Annotated in this window: 7 protein-coding genes; 5 read left to right on the top strand and 2 right to left on the bottom strand. The window is 61.1% G+C overall.

What is annotated here, in order from left to right; all coding sequences use genetic code 11:
• The first annotated feature begins 97 nt into the window (after positions 1-97).
• Positions 98-4,375: a S8 family serine peptidase gene (locus H6650_20120; GenBank protein ID MCB8954319.1), complete on the top strand. Its 4,278-nt coding sequence runs from the start codon at positions 98-100 to the stop codon at positions 4,373-4,375.
• A 21-nt stretch (positions 4,376-4,396) separates the two neighbouring features.
• On the opposite strand, the gene H6650_20115 is transcribed toward H6650_20120, so the two are convergent.
• Positions 4,397-4,891, bottom strand: coding sequence for an aminoacyl-tRNA deacylase (locus H6650_20115; GenBank protein MCB8954318.1), 495 nt, complete (start codon positions 4,889-4,891; stop codon positions 4,397-4,399).
• A gap of 106 nt (positions 4,892-4,997) precedes the next feature.
• Positions 4,998-5,528, bottom strand: a complete 531-nt coding sequence (locus tag H6650_20110) for a hypothetical protein (GenBank protein ID MCB8954317.1) — start codon at positions 5,526-5,528, stop codon at positions 4,998-5,000.
• 633 nt (positions 5,529-6,161) lie between these two features.
• Here H6650_20110 and H6650_20105 point away from each other — a divergent pair.
• The 4 genes from H6650_20105 to H6650_20090 all read left to right on the top strand — a co-directional run bounded on the left by H6650_20105 (position 6,162) and on the right by H6650_20090 (position 16,405).
• Positions 6,162-6,593 (top strand): response regulator, encoded by a 432-nt coding sequence (locus tag H6650_20105; GenBank protein ID MCB8954316.1) that lies wholly within the window; start codon positions 6,162-6,164, stop codon positions 6,591-6,593.
• A gap of 89 nt (positions 6,594-6,682) precedes the next feature.
• Positions 6,683-7,114, top strand: a complete 432-nt coding sequence (locus H6650_20100; protein ID MCB8954315.1) for a response regulator — start codon at positions 6,683-6,685, stop codon at positions 7,112-7,114.
• A gap of 29 nt (positions 7,115-7,143) precedes the next feature.
• Complete coding sequence (locus H6650_20095; protein MCB8954314.1) at positions 7,144-8,997, top strand: GAF domain-containing protein; 1,854 nt, start codon at positions 7,144-7,146, stop codon at positions 8,995-8,997.
• Positions 8,998-9,049: 52 nt separating this feature from the next.
• On the top strand, positions 9,050-16,405 hold the full coding sequence (locus H6650_20090; GenBank protein ID MCB8954313.1) for a GAF domain-containing protein: 7,356 nt from the start codon (positions 9,050-9,052) through the stop codon (positions 16,403-16,405).
• The last annotated feature ends 4 nt before the right edge of the window (positions 16,406-16,409 follow it).

Here is a 16,409-nt window from a genome sequence, read left to right as displayed (position 1 = left end):
TTGCGCATTTGCTCATGCCGGCACTAGGCAGCGCCCGTCAAATTGCTATAATGACAATGTCGTTTCTAAATTCCAACGTGCTGGACTCTCACTCTCCATGAACAGACGCCATCTTGCTTCGTTAGCTGTGCTACTGCTGCCGGCGTTTCTTCTTCTCGCCCTCAAGCTGCTCCCCATCGCCGCCGCGGAAACCCCGGAAGTCAACGAGTATAACAAACTGGACGCCTCCCTCGCGGAGGCTATTGCCGGACGCCCCCCGGACGCCCTCGTGGACGTGATCATCCACTTGCGTGACGAGGTGGACCTGCGCCCAATCCGTCACCTGCCACAACCGCTTGCCCGTCGCCAGGCGCTCATCGCCACCTTACAAGCGACCGCCGCGGCGGCCCAGACCAGCCTCCTCGCCGACCTGTCCGCGCGCCCCGACGCGGAAAACGTGCGGTCGCTCTGGATCACCAACGCCGTAGCCGCGCGCGTCAGCGTCGCAACCCTGGCGGCGCTGTCTGCCCGCCCCGACATTGCGCAAATCACCGACAACACCCCCCGTCAATACATCCAACCCAACGACTGGCTGCCCAGGCAAAGCAATATCACGACGACGCCGGAAGGGGGCAGTTGGGGCATCAATAAGGTGCGCGCCCCGCTGGCATGGTATGGCCTGGGCGTTGATGGCAGCGGCATCACGGTAGCCATCATGGACAGCGGAGTCGATGCCGCGCACCCGGCTCTCAGCGCCAACTACCGCGGGCGCGACGGCAACGATACCACCAGTTGGTACGATGTCATTGACGGCAGCGCCACGCCGTTCGACCCCTTCGGGCATGGCACGCACGTGGCGGGCACGGCGGTGGGCGGCGAAGGGCTGGGTGTGGCTCCGGGCGCGGAGTGGATCGCGGTGCGCGTTTTCAACGAGTTCGGTTTTGCCTCCGACAGCGACATTCACATGGGATTTCAATGGCTGCTGGCTCCCAACGGCGACCCGGCGCTGGCTCCCGACGTGGTCAATAATTCCTGGGGGGGCGCGCCCACTGATTTGCAGTTTATGGTAGATGTGGAGATGTTGCGCGATGCCGGTATTCTTCCCATCTTCGCCGCCGGTAATTCTGGCTCTTTTGCCGGCACCATCAGCGCCCCCGCCAGCTACCCCGACACCCTCGCCGTCGGCGCCACCGAACCCGACGACCGCGTCGCCTGGTTCTCCTCCCGTGGCCCCTCCCCCATCACCGGCCAGACCCGGCCCGGCCTCGTCGCCCCCGGCGTCAACATCCTCTCCACCCTGCCCGATGGCAACTACGGCCTCAACCTGGGCACATCCATGGCCACCCCGCACGTCACCGGCGCGGCAGCCCTGGTCCTCTCCGCCGACCCCTCCCTCACCCCCTTTGCCCTCGCCACCGTCCTCACAGAAACCGTGCGCCCCCTGGCCGCCCCTGTCCCCGACGACAACAACGGCTACGGCCTGCTGGACGCCTACGCCGCCGTCGCCTCCCGCCTGAACGTGGGCCAGTTGGTCGGTACAGTCAAGAGCCAGGGACAGCCCTTGCCCCAAACGCCCGTCACCGTTACCACCCCCGCCGGGCAATCCCTCGTCTACATTACCGACGACGCCGGGCAGTTCCATGCACCTTTGCTTGCCGGCAACTACGACGTCTCCGTCACCGCCTACGCCCACCACGACTACCACCACACCACGCACGTCTCCGATGGACAGACGCGCACTCTACCCATTAACCTGGCCCCCTATCCCGTCGCCCATATCCAGGGCGTCATCCGCCGCGCGGACACGCAAGCGCCCATCGCCAACGCCACCATCACCGTTGCCGGCACACCCGTTTCACCGCAAAGCGAGGCGGACGGCAGCTACCAACTCGAACTCCGGCCCGGCGCGTACACGCTGACCATTTCGGCGGTCGGTTACACGCGCCAGCATATCCCCATAACGGCGAACCTGGGCGCGCCGCAGACGATAGACATGCTCCTGACCCCCGCGCCACGCCTGCTGCTGGTGGACAGCGGCCCCTGGTACTATGAGTCCGCCATCGGCTACTATGAGCAGGCGCTGGTGGATAACGACCTCAGCTACGATCTCTGGTCCGTCCACGACCCGTATCAGGACGCCCCCGGACTGGTGAATCTGCTGGCATACGATACGGTAATCTGGTCCGCGCCGTTTGACGCGCCCGGCCTGCTTGCGAATGGCAGCGTGGCCGTGTACGACTATTTGCAGCGTGGCGGCAACCTGATCATCAGCGGACAAGATGTGGCCTGGAACGATGCGGTGGGATACGACACCGAACCGTGGTTTTCTGACGGCGTTTCCGCGCGCTATGGGGGCATGACGACGCTGCCGTATCAGGTTATGGGAACGGAGGATGATGGGTTTGCCGGCATCAACCTTTCCCTCAACGGCCTGGACAGCGCCAACAACCAGGAATCGCCCGATTGGGTGCTGCCACGCACATCAGGCCGCAGCAGCACAATTATGACCTACCAGGACGGCCACACCGCCGCCGTGCGCGCCGGCTTCTGTCAGCGATACCGGCTCGTCTACCTCGGTTTCGGCTTGGAGAGCGTCAACGGGGCAGGCGCGCGCGCCGATTTGCTGCAACGGAGCCTGGACATGTTGGCGCAGCCACCCCAAGACGCCGGCGTCCGCTTCGAGACACCGCTGCTGGACGATCTGGCTCCGCCAGGCAGCACCCTCACCTACACGGTGCAGTTGCGCAATCGCAGCGAACTGATCACCGATACCTTTGACGTGACCATCAACGGCGATGGCTGGAGCACGCGCCTGATCACGCCCACGCTCTCGGCAGGTCCTTGCCAGGCGGGCAAAGTGACCTTTGCCATAGACGTGCCCGCCACGCTGCCGCCTGGGGCCACGCATACCGTGCAGCTTACCGCCGTCGCCCACGCCGATCCCGCGCAAACGGACACCTTCTATCTGGCGTTGAAAACACCGGCGCACGTTCTGTTGGTCGATGACGACCGCTGGTATGACCGGGAGATGGCCTATCGCCAGGCATTGGATGGCCTCAGCGTGCCTTATGACATCTGGGACATTGGCTGGGACAACAACGTGCGCGGCAGCCCGTCGGCAGAAGTGCTGTCCGCCTATGATATTGTCCTCTGGTTCACGGGATACGACTGGTTCCGTCCTATCACCAGCGCGGAAATGCAGGCCCTGCAGACGTACATGGCGCAGGGAGGGCGGCTGTTCCTAAGCAGCCAGGATTATGCCTACTATCACTTGCATGATCCGCTGACGCGGGATTATCTGGGGGTGATGGATTACCGCGAGTCGCTTACGCCCACGGCGGTATTTGCCGGCGGTGATCCCAATTTCCTCGGCGACCTGCCGAACGCGCCTTCGGGGTTGTGGCCGTTGGATTATGGACCGTATCAGAACTTCAGCGATGGGCTGCTGCCTATGCCGGGGGCCAGTGTGTTTTTCTGGCACGATCGGGGAATGCCCGGCGGCATTGCGAACCGGGGGGAGGATTGGCGCGCGATTTTCTGGGGGCTGCCATTTGAGACGCTGCCGGTATCCGCGCAGGGTCCGGCCATGAATCGGATTGTGGGCTGGCTTAGCGACCTGGGGGACTCCACCTTTGTGGCGGAGGGGCGCACGGCGGCGGCCGGTTCGCGGCTGGCGTATACGCTAACGCTGCGGACGATGGACCTGGGGCGGGATTATCAGGTGGCGATCACGAATACACTGCCATCCGGGGTGACGCTGGATGAGGGCAGCCTGACGCCCGGTCTGGTTTACGACGAGGAGGAAGGGATTTTGCGCTGGCAGGGGGCCGTACCGGCAGGAAGCACGCGCGAACTGCATTATGCCACCCTGATCGACACGGATCTGCCTGCCGGCACGCCGCTGGTGAATGCGGTGGCGATCCACTATGAGCAGGCGGGCGACTCGCCGGCGCATGAATTGACGTTTACGCGGGATGTGGTGACGTGGGTGGATGCGCCGAATTATGAGGGAGTGAGTATGACAACGATGCCGGCATCCCCCCGTCCCATGAAACCGGTCACCATCAACCTCACCCTGTCCGCGCCGGATCCGCCCCCCACCGGCCCCATTACCGTCACCCTGTTCGTGCCCTTCCCCCTCTACCTGCTCACGCAAACGGTGCAGAGTAGCTACTCGGTGACCATCGACCAGACGCAAATCTCCTGGGTGGGCGAGTTGACGCCCACCTCCCCCCTGGACATCAGCTTGCAGGCAGTACCCCCACCGACCATAGCGACGCTCAATGTGCCCATCCTGGCCTTGATTGACGACGGCATGACGACGCTTGTGACCCACGAAACGACCGTGAGGTACGAACCGTACCGCGTTTTCCAACCTTTATGGCTGCGACGATGATGGAGGGACGGCTGAGGGGTGTCAGTTGGCGACGGTTGGCGCGTCTTCCGGGGTGGCCACGTCCACGAGGCGGGCGGCGGTGATCTGGCGCAGGGCGGCGGTGGGAACTTTCAGGTTGATGCCCTTTTTGCCGGCACTCACATAAACGAACGGGAGTTCCGCCGCCGACGCATCCAGCAGCACCATAAAGCCTTTGTTCAGCAGCGCCAGCGGCGAAATCCCCCCCACCTGCAACCCGGTGAGCGCCTCCGCCTCCTTGTGCGCGGCCATCTTCAGCTTTTTTTCCCCCACCGCCCGCGCCAGCTTCTTCAGGTCAAGCTGGCAATCGGCGGGCACAAGCACCAGCAGCGGCTTTCCTTTGGGCCGGGGCACAACCAGCGTTTTGAAGACGTGATTTGCCGGCACGCCAAACATCCCGGCTATCATCCGCGCATCCCGCTCCGTTTCCGGGTATGTCAGCACCTCATAGGGCACTTTACGCCCCTCTAGCACCTTCATCGCCAGCGTTTTCTCCACAAATGCTCCTCGTAAGCGGCTGTCCGCCATTAAATTAGCGGAAATGCGCGGACAGCTTGTCAGTAACCATCCGTAGAAAAGTGTGAAGTTATTTTCGGACGGTTACTTAGTTTTGCAAGTACCCTAATTCTCGTAGGGCGTCCAGCAGCGGCTGGTTGGAATACACTTGCAGCGCCCCTACCAGCCATTCCCCATTGTACCCAATGAACACATATTTCGTGTCCTGGTGGCGCCCCACGATAGGGAAGAGCAACTGATTTACTCTTTCCATGCGAATAGGCAGGTTGAAGCGAATGTTCGATGGATAATACACCTCCACCACCAGCGCCTTCGTCTGATAATCCGCCAGCGTGCTATCCCCCAGCCCAACATCTATCAGCGCCGTATTGGAGAAGCGCGACAGCGATTGGTCCACGCCGGCGGCGATTTTCTCAAATGCAAGGTCGCCAGGACGCAGCTCGATTTCCTCGCCAAAGTTGTGTATGACAATGCGATTCGGCGCGTAGGAAGGCTGGATGGGAAAGAACCACAATGGATTCCCCGTTGTCAATGTGTTCAGCAACCACAAGGACACCGCGCCAAATAAGACGAAAGCCAGGATCGGTTTCCATAATTTAATTTTGGGAAGCACACTCATCCTTACTACCTTTTCCTTGTGTATTCATCTTCCTGGAAGCCGGGAATTGTGAGACGACTCTGGTCTGAAGTCGGGCTTCCAGAAAAGTTTGTCGGGAGGACACTACAATGGTGATTTGAACGGACAATCACGGCGGACGGGGACCAGGCCCGTACGTGTCGGCGTCAGCCCATGGCCACGGTATTCATCAAGGCCCCCGCGGCAATCTATGGAAATGAGGCGGCATCGCCGTTATGCCGGCATTCCACCCCAACATCCCCTGCCTCAATCTGACTACCCCATCACCGCAATTATCTATTGATCAGGAGCAGGGAGCAAATAGACTTTCCGATCTGCCGGCAATCACGTTATAATCACATCCGTCTTCTTTTCTCGCGGCTCACCGCCCTGGCCACCAGGCCGCCATGACAAAAGCACTATCTGAATCCCCAAAATGGGGCGAAATGCTCCCCGCGGCTCCTTATTCTTGTGCCATAATAGGAGTCAAGCTGCCATTAGAGCAATCTGGCGTTGCAGGCAAATACGCATTTGATGCCCTACGCCACATCCCTCTCCACCTGATATGATTCGCGGCACATGCTGGTTCGGTGCGCTTGCGAACCAGCGGCGGTGTGGGACTAGCGCAGGTATATGATGAGCGATCCGTCCGATCAAGAATCACCACCCGTCATCCTCTATGTCGAAGACAACCTGACAAATTTCCAACTCGTGCGGCGATTGCTCACCGCGGAAGGATTTGTCGTACGTGGCGCTGCTTCGCGGCAGGCGCTGTTTACCTCGCTGCGCGAACGTACGCCCGACATCATCCTCATGGATCTGAACATGCCCCACGACGACGGCTACACATTGACGGCACAAATCCGCGCTCTGGAAGCCCTGCGCTATGTACCCATCATCGCCGTGACGGCCAATGTCCTGCCCTCCGACCGCAGCCGCAGCCTCGCCGCCGGCTGCACCGACTTCATTCAAAAACCAATTGATGTTGATCTGTTCCCAGACCAGTTGCGCGCGCATTTATCCTCACGTTCCAAGCGCCGCGCCGGCCTTGCTCAGTCCGCCCGGTGATATTCACGCGCCAATTTGCCCATGATCACCTTCGTAATCTCGCGTCCAAATTCAGCTTTGCTGACGCTCAAACATAAATCATTCCGCCTATGAACGTGCCAGCTCGTCCTACCATTGACCCCAAAGATGCATATGTCCTGGTTGTCGAGGACAACGTCTCCAATTTCGTCCTCGTCGCGCGCCTCCTCGCCTTCATGGGCGTGCATCGCTGCGAATGGAAAACGACGGGCTGGGGCGTGGTTGAGTTTGCCGCCACCATGCCCCGGGTAGACCTGATCTTGATGGATTTGCGCCTGCCACACGAAGATGGGTATGAGGCACTGGCGCAACTGCGGGCGCACCCAGGGCTGCGCGACACGCTGGTCGTCGTCGTGACGGCGCAGGGAAGCACGGCGGAAATGGAAAAAGCGCGGCAAGCTGGCTTCGATGGTTTTCTTTCCAAGCCTCTGGACGCAGACCGTTTTCCGGAACAGATTCGCCAGGTTCTTGCCGGCATTCCCGTGTGGGACCTGGGTCGCTAATTGACGCGGTCCATCGCGGAGAAACGCACATGCGCCAGAGATCGTGGTGGGAACGGCTGCTGACGATATACACGGACGACCCGCAAACACAGCAAGACGGTCGCCTGCTGCAAACCCTCATCATCTTCCTGCTGCTGCCAACGACATTGGCGTTTTTCTTACGCGCCGTTGTCGCCCTGATCGAACGCCTGACGGCAGCGCGCTTCGACATGGGGCTGCCGCTGGCGACGGTTGCGCTCACGTACCTCTACAATCTCACAATCACGGTCATCTGTCTTTGGTTGATTCGTCGTGGTCGGTTAATGCCGGCACTGCACCTCTACTTCAGCGCCCTCGACCTCATCCTTTTGGCCATCCTGCTTGCCACCGGGGGACAGCAACTTCTCCCCCTTTTCTCCCTGGCCCTCCTGCCTATTTTCGGCACCAGCCTCCTCGGCGGCTTTCGCCACAGCCTTCCCTACGCCGCCTTTTCCCTCATCATCATCCCCCTCGTCCTCACCGCCGCCGGTCAATCCAGCCTGGAACACATCATCACCAACCTCGTCCTCATCCTGGCTATCTGGACCTACAGCGAGCGCCTCAACCACAACGTGCGCGACCTGCGCGAACTTACCCAAGACGTCCAAACCCTGGCCGACACCTTGCAGCAGCGCGTTGACGAACAAACCGCCAGCCTCCAGCGGCGGGCCGAACAACTCCGCCGCAGCGTCGAAGTAGGCCGCGCCGCCAGCGCGTCGCTTGACCTCGACCAACTCATGCACAGCACCACCGAACTTATCCGCAACCAGTTTGGTTTCTATCACGCCTCCCTCTTTCTCCTGGACAGCAACCGGCAGCAAGCCATCGTGCGCGAATCAACCGGGCAAATCGGCAAACAGTTAAAAGAGCGGCAACACTCCCTCCCCGTTGGCTCAAACTCACTCGTCGGCTGGGCCGCCGCCAATCGTCGCCCCCGCGTCGCCCGCGATGTCGGCACCGACCCCGTACACTTCAGCAATCCCCTCCTACCCGAAACGCGCTCCGAAGCCGTACTGCCCTTGATCGCACACGGCGAACTCCTGGGCGTGCTAGACATACAAAGCAAGGAAGTGGACGCATTTCAGCAGGAAGACCTGGCCATCATGCAGTTAATGGCCGACCAACTAGCCAGCAATATCGACAACGCTCGCCTCTATGCCGAATCCGGCAGGCGGGCCGATCTGCTGGCGCAACTTCCCGAAATCGCTTCACTAATGACGCAGCAAGCAGACCTGCGCGGCGCGCTCAACGTGCTCGTCCAACGCTGCATGACCCTGCTACAATCCGATGGCGCCACCGCCTGGATTTGGCATGAAGACATCCAGAAACTAGAACTCGCCGCCGGCTATGTTCAAGGAGAACAGATACCCGCCGGCGTCTCCCTCGATCCGGGAGAAGGTCTGCCAGGGCAGCTTTTCCAGTCTAATCAAACGCTCCGCATCGACGATTACGCGGAATGGATGGCCCAATCCACCACAGCTTCGGGAATGATACAAGACCTGGATGTGATGGCAGCTATTGCCGTACCTCTACGCCAGAGCGATCATCCACTGGGCGTACTCATTCTCACACGAGACCACGGCGCGCTACCCTACTCCGCGGAAGAATCCCAATTCCTGGAGTCACTCGCCCTGCTCAGCAGCACCACCATCCGCAACCGCCAACTCCTTGACGAAACGCGCCGCCTGGCGCAGCGGGAACAACTCGTCAACCAGATTACGGCCAGGTTGCAGCGCAATCTGGAGATTAACGCCCTGTTGGATACGGCCGCGGATGAATTGGGCGCGGTTCTGGGTAATCGCCAGGTACAAATTCACCTCTTCCAACCCGACCAGACCGCGGATTCGTCTGTTCGCCACACGTGATGCTTCCGTTTTAAGGTGACGTGGTCCCCCCACATCACTCTGTCGAATGCTTATGAGCAGCAGCCCGGTTTCCTCCAGCAATGCCTCCCCAGGTAAGCGTCTGCTCCGTTTTCCGGCCACGATTGCCTTCCGCCTGCCATTCCTGGTAATTAGCGGCTTGATGGTGACGTTGTTCGCGGCGGTGTTGGTGAGTATTTTCGTGGGGCGGGCGCAGGTGGAACGTTTGGCGCAGGAAAGTTTGGAGTCAATTGCCGGCATTCAAGCCGAGCAACTCTCCCGCCAACTAGACGAGCAACTGAACTTCCTACGCAACCTGGCCGCCTACGAAACCATTCACAACGACATCAAATACGTCAATGCCACCTACGAAACCACCCCTGGTGGCCCCGATGCTCTGCGGGAAACGCTGCGCCAGGAATGGGCGGCGGCGCAAAAAAGTCACTTCGATCCCGCCCAAATCCCCCCAACCATCAGCGCCCGAATCCAACTCGAACTCACCGACGAACTGCACGACGCTCTCCTGGCCCGCCCCAGCGAGAACAGCAGCCTCGTCATCGTTGACCGATACGGCGCCCTCGTCGGGTACAGCTACCCGCCTGCTCAGGTGTTCTTTGACGACGCCCCCTGGTGGCAGGCCCTCCAGTCAGGCCAACAAGCCTACATCGCCGGCCCACTCGTTGATCTGGGCAGCCCAACCTCCCGTGTTCTCGCCCTCGCCGTGCCCATCCTGGACCCCCAGAGCGGTGAGTTGATGGGCGCGATCTACGAAGCCTTCGACTACAACGCCATCACAGCCACCCTCCTGCGCGGCCAATTCAGTGGCTCCGGGCGCACGGCCCTCGTCGCCGCCAATGGCGACGTCATCTACGCCTCCATCCGTATTGACGACTTCGTCCAGGCCAACGTCCCTATCGCCGCCGCCGCCGCCGGTCTCACCACCTACACCGGCCAGTTTGGCCGCACCTACCTTTTTGTGGCCGCTCCCGTCGCGGGAGCCGACCCCACTATCAACAACCTTGGTTGGTACGCCGCTGCCGTACAGGGGCGCGCCGACGCCCTGGCCGCCGTTAACCGCACCGTGGCCCCCTCGTTTGGTCTGGCCGCCCTCATCGCCCTCGTCCTCATCGCTCTCCTCTACATTCAGTTCATTCGCCCGCTAACGCGCGACCTGGCGCATTTACAACAGGGGGCGGAAGCGCTGCAACAAGGGCAACAGCAGGATGTGATCATCAACCGACCCGACGAATTAGGGCTGCTGGCGACAACGTTTAACAAAATGGCGTATCGCCTGCGTCACCAGTTGGAGACGCAGGAGTCAATTATTGCCCACCGCACGGCGGAACTGAAGCAGCGGGCCACGCAGTTGCGGGCCGCCGTACAGGTGGGACAGGCGGCAAGCGCCTCGCTAGACCTGGAAACATTGATGGCGGATGTCGTCGATCTGATCCCGGATCGATTCGGCTTCTACCATGCCGCCATATTCTTGCTGGAAGCGGACGGGCAGGCTGCCATTGTACGCGCGGCGACAGGGGAAGTCGGCCAGATCATGGCAGCCCAGCCGCACCGGTTGGCGGTGGGGTCGGCGTCTATCGTCGGTTGGGCCATGGCGAATCGCCGCCCACGCATCGCCCTCAACGTGGGCGAGGATACCGTCTATTTCCAAAATCCGTTGCTGCCGGAGACTCGTGCGGAAATGGCCGTGCCCCTGGTGGGTCGTGGCGATCTGCTGGGCGCGCTCGACGTGCAAAGCCGCGAGGAAAGCGCGTTTACGGATGAGGATTTGCAGGTATTGCAGTTGATGGCGGATCAGATCGCCGCGGCGATTTTGAATGCGCGCGCTTTCCGCCAGGTGGAGGTGCAGGCCGGGCAACTCCAGTATGTTTTGACGTTGGGGCAACAACTGAATCGGTTGCATGATGACGAGGAAATGGTATGGCGCGCGTGCCGGCATATTCAGGAAGCATTCAACTATGACGCCGTACACATCGCCGCCCGCGGTGACTTCGGGTGGTCGGTGCAAGCCGCCACCGCCAGGCAACCCCGCCTTGTCGCGCCACTACATCTGACCCGCCCGCTGCGCAGTGGCCTGCTGGGGCAGGCGATGCAACAAGGCAAGCCGCTGCTGGTAGGCACGCGCACCCACCATGACGCAGGCTACTACGATCTGGACTTCCCCGTGGTGGGGGGCGAGGCGGCGGTTCCGCTTTATGCCGGCACGGAACCCTACGGGGCCATCGGCATCTACACCGAACAACCCGGCCAACTTACCACCAGCGACCTGAACCTGCTCGCCCTCTGCGCCGAAACCATCGGCGCAGCCATCGCCAACGCCCGCCTGCTCGCTCGCGTCGAACAAAACCTGGCCGAACTGAATCGCCTCTACCAACAAGCCACCCGCCTGGCCCCCGCGACCAGCCCGCCGGATGGGACGTCGATAAACAGCATCAGCGCGTTCACCACCCCCCTTGTCTCTCGCGGCCAGATCATCGGCGAACTGCGCATTGGTGGCGAAGCGGAAGACCTAAGCCCCTACGATCAAAATCTGGTCGCCGCCGTCGCCGGGCAGATTGCCCTGACCGTGGAAAACAGCCGCCTCTTCACCCAAACGCAATCCCGACTACGCGAAACAGAAGCGCTGTACCAGCTTACACATCTCCTCAGCACGACGCTAGACGTAGAAGAAATCTATCGCCGCGCCGCGCGCGCCTTCACCGAACAACTCGGCGCCAGCCGCTGCCTGATCGCCTCCTGGGAGGCAGAAGCAGACACCATTACGGTTCAGGCAGAGCACGCCGCGAATACCCTCGCCCACAACCAACAACTGCCCGCCTATTCCGCGCTGGCCCTCAACGATTTTCCCTCGGCGCGGCAGGCGCTTGCCACACAAGAACCGGTAGCGCGACGAATTGACGACCCGCGGCTTCCCGTGCCAGAAGAAGAACTGCTGCGCCGCATGGGGCAGGTAAACGTGTTGCTGGTCCCCCTCCTGTTCGCCGGAGAAGCTTCTGGCCTCGTGATTCTGTTCAATCAACAGCGCCCCTTTTCCTCCGCGGAAACGCGCCTGATCTCCGCTCTGGCGAACCAAACCACCATTGCCCTGCGCAACGCGCTGCTGGCAACGGAGACCCGCAACCGCGTGACGCAGTTGACCACGCTCTACCGCGTCGGGCAGAGGCTGGCGCAGGCCCCCACCCTGCAAGCGGTGTACGATGGCGCGCGCCGCGAAATTCTGGCGCTCACCGAAGCCACGGAGATGTCCGTTTATCTGGCGCAAGATGGAGATAGGCCGCGCCAGGCTGCTTATCATTATCAATATGGAATCGGCACGGATAGACTGGATACGCTATCAAGCAAGCCGTTCAACGACGACCTGAGCGCTTACGTCACGCGGCAAGAGGCGGTGGTCATCGTTAATGCCGGCAGCCATGCCCACCTCCGCCGCCTCATCCCCGAACACATCCCCCCGACACTCCATTCCGCCTGGGCGGGATTCCCCCTCATCGTTGCCAACCGCTGCATCGGCGTCCTGGCATTGGCGCACGATGAAAACGTCGCCGCCTTCCCCACCGATGAAGCCAGTCTGTTGGAAACCATCGCCGCCTCCCTGGCCGTCGCCATCAATAATCAGTTGCAGTTAGAGCAGACACGCCAGGCATTACAGGCGCAAACAGCCCAGGGCGTGCAATTACAGGCCGCGGCCCAGGTCGCTGCCGCCGCCAGCAGCATCCTCGACCCTGAAATCTTATTGCAAAGCGCGGTGGACCTGCTGCAAACGACCTTTGAACTCTATTACGTGGGCATTTTCCTCGTGGACGCCGCCGCCAACGAAGCCGTCCTGCGCGGAGCCACGGGAGAAGCAGGGCGCAACCAGTTGCAGGAAGCGTATCGTTTACCGCTTGGTCCGGGATCGCTCATCGGCAACGCCAGTGCCGACGGGCGCGCCCGCGTTGTCCCCGATGTGCGTCAGAATCCCGAATGGCGTCCTAATCCCTTCTTGCCATTGACCCGCTCCGAGTTGGCTCTGCCGCTGCGGGTGCGGGAACGAGTCATTGGCGCGCTCACCGTGCAGAGCGAGCACGTAAACCACTTCACGACGCAGCTTGTGCAAACGCTGCAAACCATCGCCGACCAATTAGCCATCGCCATTGACAATGGCCGCCTGCTGCAAGACAGCATCCTCTACTCAACCCAGTTGCAGTTAGCGGCGGAGATATCACGGGCGGCGAGTACCATTCTGGATCGGGATCAGTTGATTGGTTCAGTGGTGAATCTGATCCAGGAACAGTTCGATCTGTATTATGTGGGGTTGTTCCTGGTAGATAAGCAGGGAATGGCCGTGCTGCAAGGTGGCACGGGTTCCGCCGGGGCCGAACACTTGCGCCAGGGCCTGCGCTTCCCCGTGTTGGAAGACCCACCCCCCGAACTGGCGTCCCTGGTGGGCGTATCCATTGCGCGGGGCACAACCCTGGTGGAGGAGGACGTGCGCCAGGCCCGCTATTGGACCGCCGATCCCTTGCTGCCCCGGACACGGTCTGAGTTGTCGCTACAGTTGCACGCGCGCGGACGCATCATCGGAGCCATATCCGCACAGAGCGATCAACTGGGAGGGTTCAGCGCGGAAAGTATATCCGTCCTCCAATCCCTCGCCGATCAGATTGCCATTACGATTGAAAATGCGGACCTCTTTGCGCAAACGGAACGCAGTCTGCTTATGAGTACAGCCCTGTATGAAACAGGGAGGCAGGTTACAGAAGCCACGGACGCGCTCACGATTTATCAGTCCCTGGTGGATTTTGCCGCTACCGCAGAGATATGTGACGCTGTGCTGGTGATCGCGCCCGACCCACTGTCGCCGGAACAACTCCTGGTCGCCGCCTCGTGGAATCGCGCGGCTATCGCCACGGATGACGAGACGCGGCTTCAGCGCGAGCATTTTCCGCATGGTAACGACGGTTGGGGAACGCGGATCATTCATGTGACAAACGGGCAGGAAGATGAGCGGCTGGACGCTTCCCTACACCAGCTTTTCCAACGTCTTCAGGTGCGTGGGGCGGACATGATCCCTATTCTGGTGGAGGCGGAATGGCTGGCTACGCTGATCCTGGCGCGCGCCATCGCCGCAAGTCTGCCTGACCGCAATTTGCAGCCGTTTTTGACCCTGGCGGACCAGACGGCGACGCATTTGGCTAACCAACGGCTGCTGGCGGAAACAAATGCGCTGTACCGCATCAGCGGTGAATTAAACCAGGCATTGACGCAGGAGGACGCGCTGGACATGACGGTGTCCGCCGTGGCGGCTTACACGGGCGTGCCGCAGTGCCGTTTTGTCCTGTACGACGAGCAGAGCGGCACGGGGTCGGTGGCGGCGGAGTTTACACGGGGGCAGGAGGAAGGGCCGCATCTGGGTATGACGGTGGTGGAAGCGGGTTTCTTTGCCGAACTGGCCCGGCGGCGGGAGTTGATGATATTTGAGGACACGGGGGAGGAAAGCGCGGCGGTCGTTGCGCATTTGCGTCCTTTTGCGGCGCGTGCCGGCATTTTCATCCCCGCATTCAGCCAACAACAATTCATCGGCTACCTGGCCCTGGACCTCCCCGGCAATCCGCAATCCGTCAATCGCTCCAGCTATAACTACACCCAGGCCGTCATCGGGCAGCTCACCACCTTCCTGGAAAACCTGCGCCTGCTGGACGACACCATGCGCAGCGCCCACGAACTGGTGACCCTGAACCAAATCGGCACACACATCTCCGGCATCCTCAACCTGCCCCAGTTGGCGGAAACCGTCAACGCCCAGCTTGGCCGGCTGCTGCCCAACGACGCCTTCCTCATGGCCCTTTATCGCGCCAACACGCAAACCGTGCAAACCCTCCTCTGCCACTATCAGGGCGAGACCGTGCCGCTGCCACCGCGAACGCTCCGCGCCGAGGAGCCGCTGTACACCTTCCTGCATGGGCTGGAGCCAATCATCATCGCCGGCCAGATGCCGTTGGCCCGCGCCGAAAGTGAGCATTGGGGTCGCCCCTCCCTTCCCTCCTCCATCTGGTCCCCCCTGCTGCGCGAAGGCGTGCCCATCGGCTACATATCCGTCCATTCGCGTCGTCCGCGGGCCTATCTGCCCAACCACATGCAGTTACTGCGCACCATCGCCACGCAAACCAGCCTGGCCGTCTCCAATGCCCAGTTGTTTCAACAGACGCAGCAAAACGTGGCCGAACTGCGGAAGCTGTTGCGCGTTTCGCAAGCGGCGGCCTCCAGCGTGGAGGCCGACGAACGCATCCGCAACACCGTCAGCGCCCTGCATGACAGCCTGAACAAGGCCAGTGTGGCAATTTACATCCTGGACGAATCGCGGCAAGAGCTTCACCAGATCGCCGCCCGTGGCAGCCACACCTTCTCCGCCATGCTGTCGGCGGAGCATGGGCTGCCGCGCCAGGTGCTATCCTGGGGCGAACCGATTATCGTCAATGACGCGCGTGCGTCCGGCGGAGGAACCGGTCCGCGCGACGATTCATTTTCCCAACTGCTCATCCCCCTGGCTCTGGGGCGACGCATGATTGGCATCATCTACGTACAGAGCCAGCAATCACCCGCATTTAGCGATGACGACGTGCGCCTGTTGCAGACGTTGAGCGGCAACCTGGCGACGACGATTGAGAGCGGGCGACTCTTCCAGGAGATTCAGGCGGCCAATGAGCGGCTGCGCGAGGTAGACCGTCTGAAAACGCAGTTCCTGGCAAATATGTCGCACGAACTGCGCACGCCGCTTAATTCGATTATTGGCTTCTCACGCTTGATGTTGAAGGGCATTGATGGTCCAATCACGCCGGAGCAAGAGGAAGACCTGAGTTCCATCCACACCAGCGGGCAGCACTTGCTGCGCCTGATTAACGACATTCTGGACATGTCGAAGATTGAGGCGGGGAAGATGGTCCTCATTCTTGAACAGGTGGACCTGGTGGAAGTCGCCCGGAATGTACTCGCATCCATTTCCGCGCTGTTGGCGGGGAAACCGGTAACGCTGCAAACCGTTTTCGCGCCCGACCTGCCCACCATTGAGGCGGACCCGATTCGGATGCGCCAGATTTTGCTGAATTTGCTCTCGAACGCGGCGAAATTTACGGATGCCGGCACAATCCAACTGCACATACAGCGCGAAAATGACACTGTTCACCTGCAAGTGGCCGACACCGGCAAGGGCATCGCCGAAAAAGATTTCGACAAACTCTTCCGCGAATTTGAGCAAGTAGACGCCTCGCCCACGCGCGAAGTGGGCGGCACGGGGCTGGGGCTGCCCATTACCAAGAATCTTGTAACCATGCACGGCGGTGAAATCTGGGTGGAAAGCGTGTTGGAACGTGGCTCCACGTTCCATGTCCGCCTGCCCATACGTCAGTCCAATACCTGACGCC

This window comes from Ardenticatenales bacterium, from assembly GCA_020634515.1.
Classification (GTDB): Bacteria; Chloroflexota; Anaerolineae; order Promineifilales; family Promineifilaceae; genus JAGVTM01.
The sequence above is the reverse complement of the archived record's forward strand: the minus strand, read 5'-3'. Positions and strand labels throughout refer to the sequence as shown.